Genomic DNA, 22966 nt, shown 5'->3' with positions numbered 1-22966 from the left:
ACATTTGACTTATGAATAATTAGTGATATACTTTATATCGTAAATAAAGATTATTCCAATTTAATCATCATTTAAAAACATGTTAACTAAAATGTACAAATTTAGTTGATAATAATATAAACGCTGATAATATAATAATTTTATAATAAAATGTAATTATATTATCAATTTATATTAGATGATGATTAAGTAGAAAAAGTGATGTGTGTCTGGTGAGGTGTGAAATGAAAGTGAAAAAGAATGTAAAAGTGACGTCTAAGTTTGTAGCAGCTATACTTGTTGGTGCAGTTAGTGCTGGTGTATATAGTGCTGATGCAGCCGGTTTAACTGGTTCCTATGTAGGTATTGGTATAGCGCCGACAGATGCTACAGTTGTCAAGAGTGGCAGTGAGTATAATGCTAAAGATATTGTTGGTTCTAGCAAACTTATTGACTATCGTCAAACAAAGCGTTTTAATAAAGATAAAGATGGCAATGAGATTTTAGAAGATTTTTCTCGCGTAGCAACTAACGACAATAAAAATGGTGAAGGTGTAGATGGTACAGCTACAGCTAATGATAGCAGAAAAGGGATTGGTACTACAGCTATTGGTTTTGGTACATATGCATCTCGTGGGTATGCTACAGCTATTGGTACTTATAGTAGTGCTATTAGTGGTAGTACTGCTGTTGGTTCTGGTTCATATGCAACTCAATATAGTGCAGCTTTGGGGCGTAATACGTATGCGAATAGTGCCGTTGCAGTAGGTGAAGCGGCTCGCGCTGCTGATGGCATAGCAATTGGTAAAGGTGCGTCTGCAGGGGTATTTTACCAATATATTCAAAACGATGGTACTCAAAACTATGGCGCTATTTTAAATAGTATTGCTATTGGTCCGGATGCGACTGCTGTAGGTGGTACTGCTATTGGTGCTAAAGCTCAAACTAATAGCTTATATGGTGTAGCTTTAGGTCAAGGTTCTAAAGTTTCATACAATGGCGTAGCTCTAGGTGTTAATGCTCAGGTTACTGCTAAAGGTAATGGTGGCATTGCCTTAGGTACATCTAGTGTAGCTAATCGTGGGGCGGGTACTATTGGCTATATGCCATTAGTTGATGGAGTTGAAGGCAAAATTGCAAAAAATGATACGGAATTAGCTACCTTTTTAGGAGCTAGTGATGACATTAAAAACTTCACTACTAAATACGCGGCTGAAATTTCAAAATATAATCAATTAAATAAAAAATACAGTGACATTAAATCACAGCAAGACGCACAAGAACAGATTATGATAGCCACTAAAGGCAATGATGATGCTGCTTATAAAGCTGCCAAAGCTGAATATGATAAATTAAGCAAAGAAGCTGTAGCAGCTACTAATGCACGTAATGCATGGACTGCTTCCCATCAAGATTTTACTCAAGCTATGGCAGAACAACAATCTGCATTAGCTGCTTTTAAAGCTACTGATGGTGCTGTTAGTGTTGGTTCCGATGCCTATGTTGATGCAAGAACTGGTAAAACAATCCAAAATACTCGCCAAATCATTAATGTAGCGGCTGGTACAGAAGATACCGATGCTGTTAACGTGGCACAATTAAAACATGTAGCTGATGAAACGGCTAAAAAAGTAAATATTGATGCAAGTAATATTACACCTGAGCAGGTTAATAATTGGCAGGTGGCATTAGGTATTAATCAAAATACAGTAGGTAATGTGGATGCGATTACTTTATCTGAAGGAGCTAATGTAAAAATTGATCCTACATATAATGATGATAAGTCTCGTGTTAATTATGAAATTTCTGTATCTGATGAAGCTATTAAAACAGCAGTAAAACCTGAATTGGATCAAAAGGCAAATCTTGATGGCTCTAATTTAACTCCAGACGCTATTACTAACTGGAAAGATCAATTAGGGGTAACAAATGTAACCAATGAAGTATCTGGTCTTAATAATCGAGTGGATGGTCTTGAAAGCAATGTATCTAACTTAAATAATCGCGTTAATAAACTTGATCAACGTGTAGATAAAGTGGGTGCTGGGGCTGCTGCTTTGGCTGGTTTACATCCATTGGAATTTAATCCAGATGATAAATTCTCTGCTGCAGTAGCTATGGGTAGCTATAAAGGTCAAGGGGCTGCTGCACTTGGTGGTTTCTACCGTCCAAATGCTGATACTATGTTCAGCGTATCTAGTACTATCGGTGATGATCCAATGTTCAATATTGGTTTATCTTTGAAGTTTGGTCAAAAAGGTGATGATATTTACCGCAATGCTAATGCAACAAATATTGGTGCATTAACATCTGAAGTAAATGCTTTGAAAGCTGAAAATAAAGGCTTGGCTGACCAAGTAGCTACACAAAAAGCTGAATTGGAAGAACAACGTGCGTTGATTCAACAATTAATGGCTAAAGTAGGTATGTAATTTTTTAAATAATAATAAAGTATAATATAGAGATTAATACTATAATAACTAAGAAGAGGTTCTTGCTAAATTAGCAGGAACCTCTTTTTTAGTAATATGTTTCAATAAATTTTCTTTTACTATGCTTTACTATTTATTATATTTTTTGATGTATAAATAATAGAATGATTTTTGATTTAATTAGATAAATGTTGAAAGTTAGATGTATTTTAATTATTGATTTATGAATAAATATATGATTAATTAGTTATTTTTTAGTAAAAAATGATTGATTTATTCAGTATGAAATTTTATCGATTGACTAAATTAATAAAAATGATAAACTTAAATTTGTTGCCATGAAGTATTCATTAAATAATGAACTTTAGGAGGATGATAGATATTCTAATGGTGTGACAGTTTTGTAATATATTAAATCTTTATTCTTAGTTGTTGGAATTAATGGAGGATTAATCAGCACATCAAAAGTATAAAGCAATAAATAACTAAACAAGAGTTGTATCATTTAATATTTTATATTTATTTTATTTTTATTAGAAGGCGGTATTATTTTATGGCTTTAAACAAAGAACGAAAAGCTCTTTCAAAGTTAGTTGCCACTTTATTAGTTGGCGGTATCGGCTCCACTTTATTTACTGTGCCAGTAGAGGCAGCTGTTGACGGTTCCTATACAGGTGTTAACTCTACAGCAGAGATTTACGGAAATACTAAAATTATTAAAAATGGTGATCAATATGCAACAGCCGATAGTGAGGCTAAAACATATATTGACTATAGATTAGATAGTAATAAACAAGCCACTCATAATATAAATGGTGAAGGTGCTACAGGTCACATGTCTACAGCGATTGGTTATGATGCAAGAGCAACCAATGATTTTACTACAGCAGTGGGCTCTAATTCATATGCCTATATGCGTAGTACATCTTTCGGAGCTAATTCATACTCTTCAGAGGATTCTGTTGCAATAGGCTTAGGTACTTATGCAGGTACAAAGTCTGTTACCTTAGGTAATGGCAGTCGCTCTCTATTTCAAAGTATTGCTATCGGCAACCGTGCTGTAGCAGGTAATTTTAAAGAGAGTATTGATTCCTCTAGTCCAACAGGTGGATCTAATGCGGCATCTATTGCTATTGGCAATAATACATTCTCTTATGGAGGGATTGTATTAGGACATAATGCAAGTACACTTCAACAAGGGATTGCCATTGGTACGCATGCTAATACAATTAGAAATGGTGTTGCTATTGGCTCCATATCAAGAACAAAGACCGCCGATGGTGTAGCTTTGGGCGGATATGCAACAGCCGATCGAGCAGCAAATGTCAGAGGCTATGTCCCATTTGTTTTTGAAGGGGAAAGCGCAACAACTACAGCTGAAGATAATAAAAAGTCTATCGAAGCTGTAGGGGAGAAGAATCCTGTATTTATGTCAAATAAATCAGCTGTCAGTGTAGGTAGTGACAATGAATATAATTCTACAGGCGGCATCATGACCGCAGGTATGCTTACACGTCAGATTACCTATGTAGCAGCTGGTTCAGCTGATACTGATGCGGTGAACGTAGCGCAGCTTAAATTAGTAGCCAATAAAGTGGCTGAAAATGAAGCGGCTATTGCCAATAATACATTGGAATATGTATCTATTAAGTCCACCGAAGCAGGAAACAAAACGAATGATGGCGCTCAGGGTGTAGACTCTATCGCTATTGGGCCAAATGCTACAGCTACACAGGAATTAGGTACGGCATTAGGCGCTAATACTGCAGCAACAGGTGTTAGCGCTACGGCCATTGGTGAATCTGCAAAGGCAGAAGACTTAGGTGCTACTGCATTAGGGGCTTTATCTGAAGCAACTGCATCGGGCTCTGCTGCATTAGGTAACAAGGCAAAAGCTAAAGGCATTGGTGCTACTGCTGTTGGTGTGGAAGCAGTAGCCACTGAGACAGGCGCTTTGGCAGTAGGAAATCTAGCCAAAGCGACAGTCCAAAATGCAACCGCTATTGGTATTCAATCTAATGCAGAAGGATTACAATCCGTAGCTCTCGGCGGACAAGCTAATAGCAAAGGTACACACTCTTTGGCATTTGGTTCTCAAAGCTTAGCAACAGGAATCCAAGATATTGTTATCGGTACTGCGGCTAAGACATTAGGTGCAGGAAACTCTATTGCCATTGGTACAAAGGCAATTACTTTAGATCAATCTTCTGTTGCTATTGGCCCATCAGCAAAAACTAATGTTTGGTACTCTGTAGCTCTTGGACAATCAGCTAATACTAATGGAGGTTTTGGTACTGCTGTAGGGGCTTATGCAGCAGCTGGTGGTGACTCTGGCGTAGCTTTAGGTAATCGCGCAGTAAGTCGTGGCTATCAAGCAGTTTCTCTAGGCTCATTTTCTAATAGCTATGGATATCGCGCGGTGTCTGTAGGCTCACAAGCATCTTCAAACGGAACGAGTGCTACTGCCCTTGGTGAACGTGCTGAGGCGCCAGCTCGAGAAGGGGTTGCCTTAGGTGGCTTCTCTGTAGCAAAAACAGAAGCTGGTGAACTAGGTTATAATCCATTAAGTGGCAAAGTTTTGGATTCTGCTAGTGATATTGCCGGTTTAACTGATGCAGAAAAAGCTAAAGTAAGTGAGCTAGCACCAAAGGTTGCTGCGCTTAAAGCTGATTATACTGCTAAAGAAACAGCTTATAATAGTCGCATAGCAGCATTAAATTCTGAGTTAACAACTGCAAGAAACTCTTTAGTAACGGCTACAACAGATGAGCTAAAAGCAGAGTTAAATCAAAAAATTACAGATTTAACTAAAGAACGTAGCAATTTAGAGTCAGCTATTAATTCGGCACGCAATGCTTATGTAAACAGTGATGATTTTACAGAGTACGCAAAACTAGTATCTGCTTGGGAAGCTACTAGTGGTGCTGTGTCTGTAGGCGATAGCGAGGCAGGTATTACCCGCCAAATTACAAATGTAGCGGCTGGTACTTTAGATACAGATGCAGTGAATGTAGCTCAGCTTAAACGAGTAAAAGAGGCTATTGATGAAGTAGGTAGCACTCATACTGAGATTAGAGTTAATGATACGGCAATAGAAGCAGGCGAGAATGGTGCTTATGGCGACTATGTTGATAGTAATGGTCTATCTGTTGGCGTTAAAGATGAGAATGGCAAAAAGATTTATGATATAAAACTTAGCAACAATATTACAGCCGGTACACCAGGTAAAGATGGCGAGCCAGGTCAAGCTGGTAGCATTGGTATTGTTGGGCCTGTAGGCGAAAATGGCGAAAATGGAATTGTTAAAATCGAAGTAAAACCAGGCACGCCAGGTGTTAATGGTCAAGATGGAGAGACAATCACTCGCATTGTTTACGAAACTGGTGAAACTGACGCTGAAGGTAATCCAGTTGTTACTGAAGTAGCTACTTTAGAAGATGGTCTAAAGTTTGCTGGCGATGATAATAAAGTAATTGCTAAGAAGCTTAACCAACAACTTGATATTAAAGGTGGTGCAACAACTACTACCGAAAATAATATTGCTGTTGTAGCAGATACTGATGCTGAAGGCAACACTACTGGTTTACATGTTAAATTGGCCAAAAATTTAACAGAACTTGAGAGCATTAATGTTGGTTCCACTAAAGGTGAAGATGGAACATACACTGGTGGTGTAACTATCAACAACAATGGCATTGACATGGGTGATACTAAGATTACCAATGTTAAACCAGGAGAGATTGCAGATGGTTCTAAAGACGCCGTAACAGGGGACCAAATCTTCGATCTTAAGACAGAAATTAACAATTCTGTAAGCGGTGCTAAAACTGAAGTTAAGTCTACCAACGGAACGGTAGACGTATCAAAAACAGTAGATACTACAGATAACCATGCTGTGTACGATTTATCCGTTAAAACAGATAAAGTAAATATGGCGTACAAAGCTAATGGTGCTGATGTTAAATCTGTCAGCTTAGCTAATGGTTTTGATTTTACAAATGGAACGAACACCACGGCTGTAGTTGAAGATAATGGCGTAGTTAAATACAACTTAAACAACAATATTACATTAGATAGTGTAACAGCTAATACAAGTGTAACTGTTGGCGGCAAAGTAACTATCAACAACAATGGCATCGACATGGGTGATACTAAGATTACCAATGTGAGACCAGGAGAGATTGCAGATGGTTCTAAAGACGCCGTAACAGGGGACCAAATTTTCGATCTTAAGACAGAAATTAACAATTCTGTAAGCGGTGCTAAAACCGAAGTTAAGTCTACCAATGGAACAGTAGACGTATCAAAAACAGTGGATACCATAGATAATCATGCTGTGTACGATTTATCCGTTAAAACAGATAAAGTAAATATGGCGTACAAAGCTAATGGTGCTGATGCTAAATCTGTAAGCTTAGCCAGTGGTTTTGATTTCACAAATGGAACGAACACCACGGCTGTAGTAGAAGATAATGGCGTAGTTAAATACAATTTAAACAACAATATTACATTAGATAGTGTAACAGCTAATACAAGTGTAACTGTTGGCGGTAAAGTAACTATCAACAACAATGGCATTGACATGGGCGATACTAAGATTACCAATGTTAAAGCAGGCGATATTAATGAAAAATCAACAGACGCTATAACAGGGAAACAAATCTACAGCCTTAAGACGATACTGGAGCAGAAGATTGACACTGCTGGTACTTGGGATTTACAAGTAAATGGTTCTAAGGTTAATACTATTACTAAAGGCTCTATTATTAATTTTGTAGGAGAGGGCGATGTAAGCGTAGTTGGTAAAGGTAATGATATTCAAGTTGATTTAAAGCAAGAAGTAAAGAATCAGATTAATAAAAATACTGAAAATATTAGTCTTATTGTAAATGAAAAAGGAAATCTTAATGTTCATGGTGATGCAGAAACTGGCGTTAAAGTTGAAGCTGTAGATGCTAATGATGCGAAAAAAGGCGTAAAAGTATCTCTTGGTGATAAAATCTCTATTGGTGGTCAAGCGGGTGTTGTAATTGGCCAACAAGAAGTAACTGCTAAAAATGCTGATGGCGCTGATGTTCTTCCTGCTGAAAAAGGAAATTACATTACAGGCCTTGATAATACAACTTGGAAGCCAGAAGAAAAAGGTATTGTAGAAGATCGTGCTGCTACTGAAGGTCAATTACGTGATGTGGCGGATAAGATCAATGGCATTGGTGAAGCAATTAGCAATGGGGGCCGCAATTTTGCTGGTGATAGTGGCTCTGCTACAGCTAAGTTAGGCCAAGTAATCAATGTGACTGGCGGTGCTAAGACAGATAACTTAACTACTGGCAATATTGGTGTTGTTGCTAAAGATAATAACTTATCCATTCAGTTGTCAAAAGATATTACTGGTTTAAACTTAGTAACAACAAAAGAGTTAACAGCTGAAAAGGCAACTATTGGCGACTTAAATGTAAACAATAGCATTACTGTTGGTAATGGTGATAATCAAACGATTATTAATAATGACGGCATTACCATTAAAGGTAAAGATGGTAAGGACGGCGTTAGCATTTCTGGCGAAGGTATCAATATGGGTGGCAATACAGTAAGCAATATTGGCGAAGCTGTTAATCCTGGTGATGCTATTAGCAAAGGACAATTTGATAGAGAATTGAATGATGTTGTAGGTGCTGTAAACAATGGCATGGGCCAAATGAATAACCGCATGGCTAAACTTGACAGCCGTATGAACAAAGTAGGCGCTGGTGCTGCTGCGCTTGCTGGTTTACATCCATTAGAATTCAATCCAGATGATAAATTCTCTGCTGCAGTAGCTATGGGTAGCTATAAAGGTCAAGGCGCTGCTGCACTTGGTGGTTTCTATCGTCCAAATGCTGACACTATGTTCAGCGTGTCCAGTACACTTGGGGATGAAACTATGTTCAACATTGGTTTATCCTTGAAGTTTGGTGACAAAGGTGATGACATTTATCGTAACCCTAATAACACATCCTTCCGTGAGTTAACTAATGAAGTAGCATCTTTAAAAGAACAAAATAAAGCATTGAATGATAAAATGGCTGAAAAGGAAAAATCATTCGAAGCAACCAATAAAGCATTAAATGATAAAGTAAGTGCACAACAGGCTGAATTAGAACAACAACGTGCATTGATTCAACAATTAATGGCTAAAGTTGGTATGTAAAATAACACAAATTTTATATTATAATAGTTTGTCGCTATTGATAATATAAAGTTAAGTAAAAAAGAGGAACTTGCTATATATGCGAGTTCCTCTTTTTTTGTCTTTAGTAATTGTTGAAATATCATGAATATTTAATACTTGCATTAAATAAATCTATACATAAAAATTTTGATTTAATTTAATTATTCAATTCGTGAAAAACATATGATTTAGTTATAAATTAATCATATATTTAATATGATAGTTAATAGTTCTTATTAATCTTTGTAAATATGAGCTTTTATGGAAAGTAAGAAAATTAAATTTATAAATAATCTTTATATTTGTGTAATTGTAACGCACAATAGGTTTTTATAAGTGTCCATTCTAGGTTGACCATTTTTAGAATTTGTACTATTATTAAGCAATGTTATATGAAAATTTCATTAATATATTATCTTGACTTATTAAATGGAAAGTCTCTAGAAGTTTAATTGGTGAAGAGTTAATTGTAATGGAATTTAAGTTAGTTAGTTTTTTAGAAGTGAGGGTAAAGTGATGAAGTGTAATAAAAATAAACAACTTTTATCTAAACTAGTTACTGCTACATTAGTAGGGACTGTAGGTTTATCGGCATTCGGTGTTCAGGCCGCTACGACAGCAACAAATACTGCCACAGCTGGCAAAGCAGCAAATACTGTTGATAGTACAACTGACAGTACACAATTAAAATATGTAAGTATTAATACTACTGAAAAAGCGTCAGGAACAAATTACGATAATGATGGTGCTACTGGTACAGATGCTATTGCTATTGGTGGAAAAGCTAAGGCAGAAGGTAAATCAACTGTAGCATTGGGCCATCAAAGTATGGCTAAACGAGGAAATGATATTGCCATTGGTGAACGTGCTGAAACCATGGGGATCCCAACTGATTTAAGTAAACCAGATAGTTATGGCGGTAGTGCTATTGCTATTGGGGTAGCAGCAAAAACCTTTCAATTAGCCAGCATTGCTATTGGTTCAGCATCTGTGGCAGGAGCCGGTAATACACTAGCTATTGGCCCAGCAGCCAAGGCTTATAGTGAATATGGTGTAGCACTTGGCTATACTACAGAAGCGGCTGGGCGTCGCTCTGTAGCGGTAGGTCATATGGCTAAAAGCCAAGCGTACTATGGTTTTGCTGGTGGTGATCGCAGTAAGGCTAACGGCTATGGTAGTATTGCCATTGGTTCAGAAGCAAATAGTACTGAAATGGGCACTATTGCTTTGGGGATGAACTCGAAGGCAAGTCTTATGGGCAGTGTAGCATTAGGTGAACTATCTGTTACCAATACAGCAGCTGGTATTTTAGGCTATAATCCAGCAACGAATGCAGCATTGGAATCACATAATGAAATTACAGGCTTATCTGAGGCAGATAAAACTAAATTGGCCGATTTAACCTCTAAAGTAGAACCATTAAAAGCAGATTATGTAACTAAAGAAGCAGCGTATCATGAAAATCTTACAAAGATTAATACACAGATAAAAAACTTAAAAGAGAGTCTAATAAAAACAGCACAAACTGATGAGCAGAAGCAAGAAATTAATAAAAGTTAGTGACTTAACTAAAGAAAGAAGTAAAGCTGAAGTGGATATTACTAAAGCGCGTAAAGCTTATTATGACAGCAAAGAGTTTAAAGAATATGCCGCTTTAGTGTCTACTTGGGAAGCTACTGAAGGGGCCATTGCCATTGGCGATACCGCAACAGGTATTACACGTCAAATCACTGGTGTAGCAGCCGGTACAGCTGACACAGATGCAGTGAATGTGGCACAGCTTAAAAATGCTCGTGTAAGTTTCGCTGATGCTAATACAAATGTTACAGTAGAAGATGTAACTGCTAATACACCAGATGCAGTGGGCACAGTATATAAACTTAGTGCAGAAAAAGCTGTAGTAGCAGCTAATTCTGAATCTTTAAAATTAACTACTAATTCAGACACAGATACTCTTACAACTACATATACATTAGATTTAGCAGATGGCATTAAAAATAAGATTGCTAATACAGCCGATACTTCTTTAAGTAATTTAACTCAAGAAGGGGAAGCAAAGCTTACAGCTCTTGCTAAGGACACTGCTGTAGAAGCTATTAAAGTGACAAGTGCTGATACAGTATTAGTTTCTGTTGCTCCTGATACAACGTCAGAAACTGGTGTAACAAATTATAAAGTAGGTCTTAGTGATGGCGTAAAAACTAAGCTAGATCGCGTAGAAACTGTAACTGTAGGCACTTCTGGCAATTTAATTTTAGATGATTCGAAAACTAATAGCTCTACAGGTAAAGAATTCCTTGTTGATTTAAATAAAAATTTAACTTTGACAGATGGTAGTCTTACATTAAGTAGTGTCGTAGAGGGCAATACAAAGACTGTAAAATTGACTAGCACCGGTTTAGATATGGGTGGTAATACAATTACTCATGTAGCACCTGGTCGCATTGCGGAGGATTCCACTGATGCCGTAAATGGCAGCCAATTACATGATATTGCCACTAAAGTTGACGCTATGACAGGTGATAAGGGTAGTATCTCTACTATTCAAGGGGATATTTCTAAAGTAAAAGATGATGTAGCTCAAGCAAAAGGCGATATTAATACTATCCAAGGTGATATTTATACTATTAATCAAAATTTAGATAATAAAGTGAACACTGACTTAGGTAATATTACAGCAGAGGGTAAGAATGTAGTTAAAGACTTAGCTCGTGAAGCAGTGACTGTTACAGCTGAAAAAGATAGCAAATACATTTCCGTACAACCAAAACCTAATGATGTAGCTTATAGCACTAACTATGAAGTGGCTTTTGATTATGAAGCACTAAAAACTGACTTAGGTGCTGGTGACACTGGCTTTGTGACAGGTAATACTTTACAAGATGCCATTGATAAAGCTGTAGAAGGTGTAGTAGCAGGTCAAGCAACTGATGACCATATTAAAGACTTAGCTAAAGATTCTGTAACACTTGTAGATGGCGCTAATACAACAGTTGAAGTTGTTAACGATGGTACTGATGGAGAAGCAAAAACTTATGCTGTGAATGTATCGGACGACGCTATCAAAGCGGCTGTTAAACCTGAGCTTGATAATAAGGCTAACATTGATGGATCTAATTTAGCATTATCTGATGAATCAGTAAGTAAACTTAAAGATCAATTAGGTGTAAATACTGTAGATGCTCAAGTTGGTGAAGTAACTGATCGTGTAAACAATTTAGAAAATGATGTTACAACCCTTAATGACAATGTAAACTCTGTTAATAATCGTGTAAATAAACTAGACAGACGTGTAGATAAAGTGGGCGCTTCGGCTGCTGCATTAGCTGCTTTACATCCGCTTCAATTTGATGAAAATGACAAATTTACAGTAGCTGCAGGTTTTGGTAATTATAAAGGTGAACAAGCTGTAGCTTTAGGTGGTTTCTACCAAGCTAATGAAGATTTACTTTTCAGCCTTGGTGGTACACTTGGTGACGAAAAAATGGTGAATGCTGGTGTGTCTGTTCGCTTTGGCCAAAAAGGTGAAGGCGTACGTGTAAATGCTCCAGACGCAGTTCGTCAGTTAAATTCCGAAGTGCAAGATCTTCGTGCTAAAAATTCTAATTTAGAAAGTACTGTGGCAGAGCAACAGAATCGTTTAGCAGCTCAAGATGCTGAACTTCAAGCACAACGTAAAGTTATTGAACAATTAGTAGCTAAAGTAGGTTTATAATTGTTTAATAATTTTTAAACAAAATATAACAACTTAATATAATACTATTAAGAGAAAACCTTCTATGATACAATATTGTACTATAGAAGGTTTTTTTGTTGATATTTGGCGAAAATTGAGTAAATTTTCTTCGTATCTTTTTATTTTAAGGACTATATATGAAAGCTGAAACTAAAATCAAAGTAATGGTTACTATATTAGCTGTAGTATTGCTAGGCAGTATTGAAGTATTTGTGCCTGGATTCTATGCTGATATGGTTGATTTATTAGGGACTGGTGATGTACAACACATAGCTGAAGTATTACAAAGTTATGGCGCTTGGGCTATTGTTATTAGCTTTATTCTTGATGTAATCATTAATATAGCAGGTTTTTTACCATCTATATTTTTCTCTACAGCAAATGGCTTGATTTTTGGTCTAATTCCGGGGATTATTATTTCCTGGTTAGCTGAAACGGTGGGCGTTATTATTAGTTTTATGATTATGCGTTATTTTTTGCGTGATTCTGCCGAAAAGTTAATTCAAAAGAGCCAATTTTTATTAAAAGTAGATGATTTCAGTAGTAATAATGGCTTAGCTGTTATGCTTTTTGCCCGGACCATTCCGTATTTTCCATCAGGGATTATTACAGCCTTAGGAGCTATTAGTCGTATCAGCCTTCGTGACTATGCCATTGCTAATTTAATTGGCAAGTTCCCATCTACTGCATTAGAGGTTGTGGTAGGGCATGATGCAGTAATGCTTCATGAGCATTTAGACCGATTGACAATAGTTATTGTGGGCGCCACTGTTGTGTATATTATTGCTTGGTTTGGTTATAAACGGTGGATGAAAAAGCGTGAACAAGGAAAATCTGAAAATAAAGAAAAGAAAGAAATTTCTTAATTGTGTAGCCAAGTATAGCATTTCATAGTAAAATAAATAATCATATTATCATAAGCGTGCTCTTAGGGGCACGCTTGTGTCATATAGTTAATAGTAGTGAAGTAGCATAGTAGGTTAAAGGAGAGAGTTACATGAGTTTTACATTTCAAATTCCTGAAAAAGCAATGTTAAAGGGTCCTAATTTCATTCGCAAAGTATTTGAACGAGGTGCAGGGATTCCTGGCTTTATTAGTTTTGGTATTGGTAATCCTGCATCAGAAGCGATTCCAGTGAAGGCCATTCAAGAAGCTTTTGACTATGTAGTAAATAATAATCCTATTGAATTACTACAATATGGGCCTATGGCAGGTGATGCAAAGTTAGCTCAGCAGACAGTAGACCGTTTAATTACCGTTAGACATATGCCCAGTGAAGGGCAACAGCTGCTTATTTCCATTGGTGCTGGTCAAGATTTAGGACTAGTACCGCGTACACTTTGTGAAGCTGGTGATGAAGTATATATGGATGCCTATACATTTACTAATGGCATTACGGCCGTTCGTAATGTAGGGGCTAAGGCAATTGGCATTCCAATGGATGATAAAGGTATGATTCCAGAAGCGTTAGCAGAACGGGCAAAATCAGGTAAGGGTCGTTATATTTATTTAATTCCTAATTTTCAAAATCCTACAGGCATTACTATGCCTTTGGAGCGGCGTAAAGAAATTTATGCAGTAGCGGCTAAATATAATTTATTCATCTATGAAGATGATCCATATGGGGAAATTAGTTTTACTGATTATAGTGTGCCTACTTTTAAAGAAATGGACACGGATAATCGTGTTATTTATGCAGGTTCGTATTCGAAAACCTTGTCTGCTGGCTTGCGCGTAGGCTTTTTATATGGTCCTAAACAAGCGATTGAAGCGATTCAAGCACTTAAAAATAATTCAGATGGACAAATGCCACTAGTTACACAGCGAGTTGTGTCTCGTTTATTAGATGTGCTTGATTATGATGCGCAAATTCAACATGTAGCTAAGGTTTATAAAGAAAAAGCGGACTTAATGATGGCGACATTCCGCGAACATGGTAGTGATAAAATTCACTTTGTAGAACCGACAGGTGGCATGTTCCTATGGATGACAATGCCTGAAGGGGTAGACTGTGATGCGTTCTTTGAAGCTTGTATGGAACATAAGGTAGGGATTGTACCAGGGGCGGCGTTTGCTGCTGACGGTGTGCCAGCAGGGCAATCTTTTCGTTTCAGTTTTACGTATCCATCCAAAGAAGATATCGTTAAAGGCATGACGATTGTAGGGCAATTGACAAAGGAATTTGTAAAATAATAAATTACTAAATAAAAGCAAATAATAAAAGTAAATAATACTACGGTAGATAAAAGTAAAATATATATGATTATGAGAGCGCAGGACATATGACCGAAGGTTATGATAGGCTTGCGCTCTATTATATTGAAAAAAGCCGATTAATATGCTAAACTTTAAAAGAAGATATATGTCTTCACTAATTATATATATGTAACAGCAATAGCTGATTGAAAGTAGGTGTTGATTATGGCATGTGGCAGTTCAGGTGGCTGCAGCGGTTGCTCGTCAGCTTCATCTTGCGGTAGTGCTCAACAAACCCCGCCAGATTTGACGGCAAAACTTAATGAATTAAGCAGTGTTAAACACGTTATTGGCGTAGTCAGTGGTAAAGGTGGCGTAGGTAAATCCTTAGTAACGTCTTTATTGGCCATTACTATGGCGCGTCGTGGTTTTAAAGTAGGGATTCTTGATGGCGATATTACAGGTCCATCAATTCCTAAAGTATTTGGTATTAAAGGCAAGGCTCATGTTGACGAATTGGGGATGTATCCGCTAACGTCAGAAGGTGGTATCGATGTAATGTCGGTTAACCTTTTATTAGAGAACGAAACTGATCCTGTATTATGGCGTGGTCCTATTGTGGGCAATGTGGTGAAACAGTTCTATACAGATGTAATCTGGAAAGACTTAGATTATCTATTTGTAGATATGCCACCAGGAACAGGTGATGTAGCCTTAACAGTATTCCAGTCTTTATCCTTGGATGGGATTGTAGTTGTAACTTCACCACAAGATTTGGTATCTATGATTGTAGAAAAAGCTGTAAAAATGGCTGAACTTATGCAGATTCCAATCATTGGGGTTGTAGAAAACTTCTCCTACTTCCATTGTCCAGATAATGGTAAAGATTATAAAATTTTTGGTGACAGTCATATTGACGATGTATTGAAACGATATGGTTTGTTATTATTAGGTCGTTTACCAATTGATCCAAACGTAGCAGCTCTTTGTGATGCCGGTAAGTTAGAAGAGATTGACAAAACGAACTTAGAATCCGTTGAATTGCCACAATAGGTAATTAATAGTCGGACTCTTATCACAGGTTGCTCATCTTTAAATTATGAAAGAAGAGTAGCCTGTGTTTTTTATATAACACATTATTCAAGTAACAAAGTTGTTATCAGAAAGAGGGCGTGTTCATGAAAAAGTATATGTCTTGGATTATTCCAATTGTGGTGGGGGTAGCCATATGGTTTTCTCCAGTACCAGAGGGATTAAAACCGCAAGCTTGGCATTTATTTGCTATTTTTGCAGGGACAATTTTAGGTTTTATTTTACAACCATTGCCAATTGGGGCCTTATCTATTATTAGTATTGTTGTTTCCGCAGTGACTAATACATTAAAAATTGGTGATGGCCTAGCAGGCTTTGCCAATACAGCCATTTGGTTGATTGTAGCAGCTTTTTTATTCTCCCGTGGCTTTATTAAGACTGGCTTAGGTAAGCGTATTGCGTATACTTTGATTACTGCAGTAGGTAGTAATTCTTTGAAATTATCTTATGCGTTAGTTATTAGTGATTTTATTTTATCACCAGCTACACCATCTAATACAGCTCGTGCGGGTGGTGTTATTTTCCCTATTACTAAATCGTTGGCATCGGCCTTTGGCTCTGAACCAGGTCCTACTGCTCGCAAAATTGGGGCCTTCTTAATCCAAACGATTTACCAAGGGAATACGATTACGTCGGCTATGTTTATGACCTCTATGGCAGGGAATACTTTAGTGGCGTCTTTAATTGCAGCATCCTTTGGGTATACTATTACTTGGGGTGACTGGGCTATGGCGGCTATTGTGCCAGGGCTTGTGGCCTTAATCGTTATGCCATTGGTTTTATACTTTATCTATCCACCAGAGTTAAAAGATACTCGTGAAATTCAAGCTCATATTGCTGAAGAATTAAAAGGCTTAGGGGCTATGAGTTTTGCAGAAAAAGTAATGCTTGGCGTATTTATTTTATCTTTGATTTTATGGGCCACTAGTCAATTTACTGGTTTAAATGCGACTACAGTAGCCTTATTAGGGGTAAGCATTCTTTTAATTTCTAAAGTATTGACTTGGTCTGATGTAACTGAAGAAAAAGGTGGCTGGGATACCTTAATTTGGATGGGGACTATGATGGCTTTAGCGTCTCAGCTTAATAAACTTGGTTTTATTCCATGGTTTGCGGATATGGTAGGTGCTGAAGTACAAGGTATTAGTTGGGTAGCAGCCTTCTTAATTTTGTTATTAGTGTATACTTATTCCCATTATATTTTCGCAAGTTTGACAGTACATATTACAGCTATGTATGTAGTATTTGTAGCGGTAGCTATTAGTGCTGGTACACCACCATACTTAGCTATGTTTGCATTTGCCTTTTTCTCCAACTTGTGTATGTCTTTGACACACTATGCGGCGGGACCATCGCCAATCTGCTTCAATGCAGGCTATATGACACAAAATACGTGGTGGCGTCTTGGTTTTATTGCATCGGTAGTAAACTTAATTATTTGGTTAGGTCTTGGTTCCGTTTGGTGGAAAGTATTAGGTCTTTGGTAGTATTAAGTTTGTCAGAGATGTATTAATTAGGTAGTGAATTGATAGTTACTTGAATTTTGAAAAGAGTATAAAAGAGTATAAACGAAGGCTTACTTCTTTGTTGATTGTAGTAGTATCACCGTTATTTACAATCCGTGGAAGGCAAGCCTTCTTTTTCGTTTTAATGGCAATTGTGCTATAATAGCTTTATAGTTGAACATATGAGGTGAACTATGAAAACAGTAGCAAGATTATTAGATTATATAGATAATAGCACATCGCCGTATCATACCGTGAAGGCGAGTGCTGATATTTTATTGGCTCATGGCTTTAAAGAATTACAATTAGAAGATATTTGGTCACTTAGTGAAGGTGACTATTTTATTAGAGTATATGATACAACGTTAATTGCGTTTCATCTTGGCAGTGATATGCGAGACTCTTTACGCATTGCATCGGCTCATACTGATTTTCCTGCTTTACGGGTGAAACCGAATCCTTTAGTGGAAACTAAAGGGTATGGCAAGTTAAATGTAGAAGCTTATGGTGGTTTGATATTAAATACTTGGTTAGATCGGCCTTTATCTATGGCTGGTGTAGTAGTGACACGGTCTAATGATCCATTTCACCCAGAATTACATTATATTGATATAGCTCGGCCTTTATTGACAATTCCTAATTTGGCTATTCATATGAATCGTGAGATTAATAATGGGGTTGCTTTAGATAAGCAACTTCATATGATGCCTCTTTTTATGATGTCAGAAGGAGCAGAACCTATTACTGTCAGTGGTGTAGACGGTAGTTCGGGAATAAATGCTGATGACGATTCAGCGGAAGCTGATGCATGGTTGCAATTTTTAAGCGAACAGGTGAAACGGCCTGTGGAAGATATTTTATCCTATGAATTGACCTTGTACCCTGTAGAAGGGGGCACTACCTTTGGGCGTTATGAAGAATTTATTAGTTCGCCACGTATTGATAATTTGACGTCCTGTATGGCTTGTTTAGAAGGGCTATTAGCCGCTCAGGTTAGCGATGCAGAGGGCTTACGCCTTATAGCCTTATTCGATAATGAGGAAGTAGGGAGTCGGACGAAGCAAGGTGGTGCTTCTACCGTATTAAGTCAAATTGTAGAGCGAATCTATATGGCTATGGGTTATACTAAGGAAGAATGCTATGCAGATATGGCTGGCGGCTTTATGATTTCAGCGGACGTAGCACATGGCTATCATCCTAATTATCCAGAAAAGAATGACCTTACTAATGTGCCTGTTCTTAATAAAGGATTAGTTTTGAAGGTCGCGGCTAGTCAGTCTTATGCTGGTGATGCCTGGGCTATGGCAACCGTAAAGGCTTTGTGTGAGACAAATCAAATTCCATATCAAATATATGTTAATCGTTCAAACATTCCTGGTGGATCTACAGTAGGTTCAATTTCATCTGCATTGATGGCTATGCGTACCATGGATGTGGGCGTTCCTATTTTGGCGATGCATTCGGCTCGTGAAACGATGGGGACTAATGACCAGGAAGCGTTGGAAAGCTTAATGAGAGCGTTTTTACGATAGGAGTCCTATGTTAACAGAGTATACAGTGCTTATTACAGACGCCCTAAATACGCCCTATGGTAAGCTCATTTTAATTATATTAATTTTTCTAGCTGGGCTAGGCATGTCATTAGTGCCAGAAACAGTGGCAACTATTTTGCCACGCTTAGCTGGGCACATTTATAAACGTATTTATTTTGCCATTGGTATGGCGGCCTCTATTATAGTAGTAGGGGTATTAGGATCTTGGATCTTAGGGCCGTATAGTATTGGTGGTGCAGCTTATATAATATGGGCTGTTTTATTAGTCGTCATGGCTTTACAAGCTTTTGAATGGGTTGCTTTTATTCATCCTTCACCACTGCGAGGGCGTGAAGAGCGACGTTTAGAACGACGTGGTACACCGTGGCAGCGGACGTTAGCCATAGTTCGTCAAGGCTTGTTAGTCGGTCTTTCATGGCGATATGATCGGTTGCCAATTTATATCTGGTTAGTTGCTACGATTGCGATTGCTGGTTGGAAATTGGCATCAATGTTAATCATATCCTTTATTATTGGATATTTAATCCCTGTATTTTGGTTGACGAATCGTTTAGAACGGCTAGCTAAATTAGTAACGCGACCTAATTACCGAACGGGTATTCTTTGGTTCAAGCGTTTAATGGGGATTGTTATGGTATTAGAAGCCTTGTATTTCATAGGCCTTTTAATTACCTATTACTAACAGGTTATCTCATGTATGTATTGTGTATACATGAAATATAAAGGTTGTATTCTGGAGGGAATACTTCTACAATGTAGAGAGGTAACAAAGTTGAGGAGGAAGTCTCATGAAAGAAATTAAATCTGTATTGGTTGCCAATCGTGGTGAAATTGCTATTCGCGTATTCCGTGCGTGCAATGAAATGGGAATTCGCACAGTAGCCATTTATTCAAAAGAGGATTCGCTTTCTTTGCACCGCAATCAAGCGGATGAAGCCTACTTAGTAGGACGTGGTAAAAAACCAGTTGATGCGTACTTAGATATTGAAGATATCATTCGCATTGCCCATGAACATGATGTTGATGCTATTCATCCTGGCTACGGCTTCTTGGCAGAGAATGCCCGTTTTGCTAAGCGATGTGAAGAAGAAGGGATTATTTTTATTGGTCCTCGCTTAGAGCATTTAGAAATGTTTGGGGATAAAGTAAATGCACGTATTCAGGCCAAACTAGCTGGTATTCCTATGATTCCAGGTAGTGATGGGCCTTTAAATAATTTTGAAGAACTCGAAGAGTTTGCTAAAACGCATGGTTTCCCATTAATGATTAAAGCTGTTAATGGTGGTGGCGGCCGTGGTATGCGTGCTGTTGAATCCATGGGTGAATTGCGTGAAGCTTATGATCGTGCTAAATCAGAAGCTAAGATGGCCTTTGGTGACGATGAAGTATATGTTGAAAAACTCATTGTTGAACCTAAACATATTGAAGTTCAAATTATGGGGGATAGTCATGGTAATGTAGTTCATTTGCATGAACGTGACTGTTCTGTACAACGACGCCATCAGAAAGTTGTTGAAATAGCACCAGCCTTTGCATTGCCACTTGAAACTCGTCAACGCATTTGTGATGCGGCTGTTAAAATTATGAAAAATGTTAAATACGTAGGGGCTGGTACGGTAGAATTCCTTGTTACTAATGATGGTAATTTCTACTTTATTGAAGTTAACCCTCGTATTCAGGTAGAACATACTATTACTGAGTTAATTACAGGTATCGACATTGTTCACACTCAAATTCGTGTAGCTGAAGGATATTCCTTATTTGATGAAGAAGTAGGCATTCCTACACAAGATAAAATTGAATGTAATGGTCAGGCTATTCAGTGTCGTATTACAACAGAAGATCCTAGCAATAACTTTATGCCTGATACTGGTAAATTAGTTGCTTATCGTTCAAGCGGCGGTTTTGGTATTCGTCTTGACGGTGGTAACGCCTTTACTGGTTCAGTTATTACGCCTTATTACGACTCCTTGTTAGTAAAAGCGTCTTCTTGGGCCTTAACACCAGAAGAGTCTATTCAAAAAATGCTACGTTGTTTACGTGAATTCCGTATCCGTGGTGTTAAAACAAATATTCACTTCTTGATTAATGTATTGGAAAGTCCAGAATTTATTGCAGGTACTTGCAATGTAAACTTTATTGATGAACATCCTGAATTGTTTGTCTTTAAACAAGTGCGTGACCGTGGTACTAAAATGTTGCGCTATATTGCTGATGTTACGGTTAATGGCTATCAAGGTTTGGGTCATCAAGATGTACCTGATTTTGAACCAATTCAGATGCCACCATTGCTTTCTATTAAACCACCAGCTGGGACAAAACAAAAATTTGATGAATTAGGACCAGAAGGTTTCTCTAAATGGTTGATGGAACAGAAACAAGTATATTTCACAGATACAACTTGGCGTGATGCGCATCAATCTTTATTTGCAACTCGATTGCGTACAGTCGATATGGCTCGTGTAGCTGGTGAAGCAGCTCGTGGGGTACCTAATCTATTCTCTTTAGAATGTTGGGGCGGTGCTACATTTGATGTAGCGTATCGTTTCTTACATGAAGATCCATGGGAACGACTTCGCATGTTCCGCAAAGAAGTACCAAATGTATTATTGCAAATGTTGCTTCGCGGTGCTAATGCAGTAGGTTATACTAGCTATCCAGACAATGTAGTGCGTCAATTTATTAAATTAGCAGCTGCTAATGGGGTTGATGTATTCCGTGTATTTGATAGCTTGAATAGCTTAGATAATATGCATGTAGCTATTGATGAAGTACGTAATCAGAATAAGATTGCGGAAGTTTCCTTATGCTATACAGGCGATATTTTAGATGCTAGTCGTCCAAAATATAATTTAGATTACTATGTGAAGATGGCAAAAGAAGTGGAAAAAGCGGGTGCTAATATCATTGCTATTAAAGATATGGCAGGCCTTTTAAAACCACAAGCTGCTTATAACTTAGTATCTGCGTTAAAAGATGCTGTTGATTTACCTATTCATTTACATACTCATGAAGGGGCGGGCAATGCCATTTATAGTTATGGTCGTGCTATTGATGCTGGTGTTGATGTAGTTGACGTAGCGTATTCTGCTTTTGCTAATGGTACAAGCCAACCTAGCATGAACTCTTTATATTATGGTTTATCTGGTCATGAACGTCAGCCTGAAATGGATGCAAACTATATGGAACACATGTCTCATTATTTTGCTTCCATCCGTCCATACTATAAAGGCGTAGATAAAACAAATCCATACCCTAGCACTGAAGTATATCAACATGAAATGCCAGGTGGTCAATTCTCTAACTTACAACAGCAATCTAAGAGTGTTGGTTTAGGTGATCGCTGGGATGAAGTTAAGACTGTATATCATCAAGTTAGCATGATGTTTGGTGATATTATCAAAGTAACACCATCCTCTAAAGTTGTAGGTGATATGACTTTATTCATGGTTCAAAATGATTTGACAGAAGAAGATATTTACAATAAAGGGGAAACATTAGACTTCCCACAATCCGTTGTAGAATTCTTCCAAGGATATTTAGGAGTTCCTTATCAAGGTTTCCCTGAAAAATTACAGAAAATCATTTTAAAAGGTAAGAAGCCATTGAAAGGTCGCCCAGGAGCTTCCTTAGAACCAGTTGATTTTGAAGATGTTCGTAAGAAATTGATTGATATGGGGTCTCCCGCTACTGATGAAGATGTTATTGCCTATTGCTTATATCCAAAAGTATATAGTGATTATGTAGAATTTAATGGTGATTATGATGACATTTCTGTACTAGATACACCAACATTCTTCTTTGGTATGCGCCGTGGTGAGTCTATTCATGTAACCATTGAAAAAGGTAAAATGTTGATTATTAAATTAATCCATGTTAGTGAAGTGGATGAAGATGGTAATCGTATTATTAGCTTTGAATTTAATGGTCAGCCACGTGATATTAAAGTGCGTGATAAACATGTTAAGACAACGGGTGTGGTACGTCATAAAGTGGATAAAACACAACCTGGTGAAGTGGGTGCTACTTTATCTGGCTCCGTTGTTAAGATTCTCGTTAAGAGTGGTCAAAGCGTCTTGAAGGGAGAACCTTTAATCGTAACAGAAGCAATGAAGATGGAAACTACCATTACTTCACCTATCGATGGTATCGTTGGCGAAGTATATGTGCGTGAAGGTAGTCGTATTGAAAGTGGCGATTGCTTGATTAAGATTCAAGACCGTTCTAACTCTTAATAGGTATATTTCAAATAATTGAATCA

11 protein-coding genes are annotated in these 22966 nt (G+C 37.6%); all 11 read left to right on the top strand.

The genetic code is table 11. From position 1 onward, the window contains the following. The first annotated feature begins 224 nt into the window (after positions 1 to 224). The 11 genes from NFR44_RS02330 (at position 225) to NFR44_RS02270 (ending at position 22940) form a co-directional block, all read left to right on the top strand. Positions 225 to 2411, top strand: coding sequence for a YadA-like family protein (locus tag NFR44_RS02330; RefSeq protein WP_251440739.1), 2187 nt, complete (start codon positions 225 to 227; stop codon positions 2409 to 2411). Between the two features lie 553 nt (positions 2412 to 2964). Then, positions 2965 to 8601, top strand: a complete 5637-nt coding sequence (locus NFR44_RS02325) for a YadA-like family protein (RefSeq protein WP_251440737.1) — start codon at positions 2965 to 2967, stop codon at positions 8599 to 8601. 537 nt (positions 8602 to 9138) lie between these two features. After that, a complete protein-coding gene (locus tag NFR44_RS02320; RefSeq protein WP_251440736.1) occupies positions 9139 to 10182 on the top strand; it encodes a hypothetical protein in 1044 nt (347 codons plus the stop codon). Further along, positions 10151 to 12337: a YadA-like family protein gene (locus NFR44_RS09435; protein WP_277612517.1), complete on the top strand. Its 2187-nt coding sequence runs from the start codon at positions 10151 to 10153 to the stop codon at positions 12335 to 12337. Before NFR44_RS02320 ends, NFR44_RS09435 begins: the two co-directional genes overlap by 32 nt. Positions 12338 to 12495: 158 nt before the next feature. Next, entirely contained in the window at positions 12496 to 13224 is a 729-nt protein-coding gene (locus NFR44_RS02300) for a TVP38/TMEM64 family protein (protein WP_251440733.1), read from the top strand. Between the two features lie 131 nt (positions 13225 to 13355). Further along, positions 13356 to 14552 (top strand): aminotransferase-like domain-containing protein, encoded by a 1197-nt coding sequence (locus NFR44_RS02295; protein ID WP_251440731.1) that lies wholly within the window; start codon positions 13356 to 13358, stop codon positions 14550 to 14552. A 228-nt stretch (positions 14553 to 14780) separates the two neighbouring features. Further along, a complete protein-coding gene (locus tag NFR44_RS02290; protein ID WP_251440729.1) occupies positions 14781 to 15608 on the top strand; it encodes a P-loop NTPase in 828 nt (275 codons plus the stop codon). 125 nt (positions 15609 to 15733) lie between these two features. Next, entirely contained in the window at positions 15734 to 17134 is a 1401-nt protein-coding gene (locus NFR44_RS02285; protein WP_251440727.1) for an anion permease, read from the top strand. A gap of 212 nt (positions 17135 to 17346) precedes the next feature. Next, on the top strand, positions 17347 to 18684 hold the full coding sequence (locus NFR44_RS02280; RefSeq protein ID WP_251440725.1) for a M18 family aminopeptidase: 1338 nt from the start codon (positions 17347 to 17349) through the stop codon (positions 18682 to 18684). A 7-nt stretch (positions 18685 to 18691) separates the two neighbouring features. Next, positions 18692 to 19387, top strand: coding sequence for a hypothetical protein (locus tag NFR44_RS02275; RefSeq protein WP_251440723.1), 696 nt, complete (start codon positions 18692 to 18694; stop codon positions 19385 to 19387). Positions 19388 to 19493: 106 nt separating this feature from the next. After that, on the top strand, positions 19494 to 22940 hold the full coding sequence (locus tag NFR44_RS02270) for a pyruvate carboxylase (RefSeq protein WP_251440721.1): 3447 nt from the start codon (positions 19494 to 19496) through the stop codon (positions 22938 to 22940). The last annotated feature ends 26 nt before the right edge of the window (positions 22941 to 22966 follow it).

The sequence above is a fragment of the Veillonella intestinalis genome, assembly GCF_943193155.1.
GTDB classification, from domain to species: domain Bacteria; phylum Bacillota; class Negativicutes; order Veillonellales; family Veillonellaceae; genus Veillonella_A; species Veillonella_A intestinalis.
Note: the sequence above shows the minus strand (reverse complement) of the source record. Positions and strands in the feature narration are given on the sequence as shown.

What these genes read in the sequence shown, in the direction of transcription:
- NFR44_RS02330 (WP_251440739.1), top strand. Translation starts at nt 225, where the DNA reads ATGAAAGTGAAAAAGAATGTAAAAGTGACGTCTAAGTTTGTAGCAGCT.
- NFR44_RS02325 (WP_251440737.1), top strand. Translation starts at nt 2,965, where the DNA reads ATGGCTTTAAACAAAGAACGAAAAGCTCTTTCAAAGTTAGTTGCCACT.
- NFR44_RS02320 (WP_251440736.1), top strand. Translation starts at nt 9,139, where the DNA reads ATGAAGTGTAATAAAAATAAACAACTTTTATCTAAACTAGTTACTGCT.
- NFR44_RS09435 (WP_277612517.1), top strand. Translation starts at nt 10,151, where the DNA reads ATGAGCAGAAGCAAGAAATTAATAAAAGTTAGTGACTTAACTAAAGAA.
- NFR44_RS02300 (WP_251440733.1), top strand. Translation starts at nt 12,496, where the DNA reads ATGAAAGCTGAAACTAAAATCAAAGTAATGGTTACTATATTAGCTGTA.
- NFR44_RS02295 (WP_251440731.1), top strand. Translation starts at nt 13,356, where the DNA reads ATGAGTTTTACATTTCAAATTCCTGAAAAAGCAATGTTAAAGGGTCCT.
- NFR44_RS02290 (WP_251440729.1), top strand. Translation starts at nt 14,781, where the DNA reads ATGGCATGTGGCAGTTCAGGTGGCTGCAGCGGTTGCTCGTCAGCTTCA.
- NFR44_RS02285 (WP_251440727.1), top strand. Translation starts at nt 15,734, where the DNA reads ATGAAAAAGTATATGTCTTGGATTATTCCAATTGTGGTGGGGGTAGCC.
- NFR44_RS02280 (WP_251440725.1), top strand. Translation starts at nt 17,347, where the DNA reads ATGAAAACAGTAGCAAGATTATTAGATTATATAGATAATAGCACATCG.
- NFR44_RS02275 (WP_251440723.1), top strand. Translation starts at nt 18,692, where the DNA reads ATGTTAACAGAGTATACAGTGCTTATTACAGACGCCCTAAATACGCCC.
- NFR44_RS02270 (WP_251440721.1), top strand. Translation starts at nt 19,494, where the DNA reads ATGAAAGAAATTAAATCTGTATTGGTTGCCAATCGTGGTGAAATTGCT.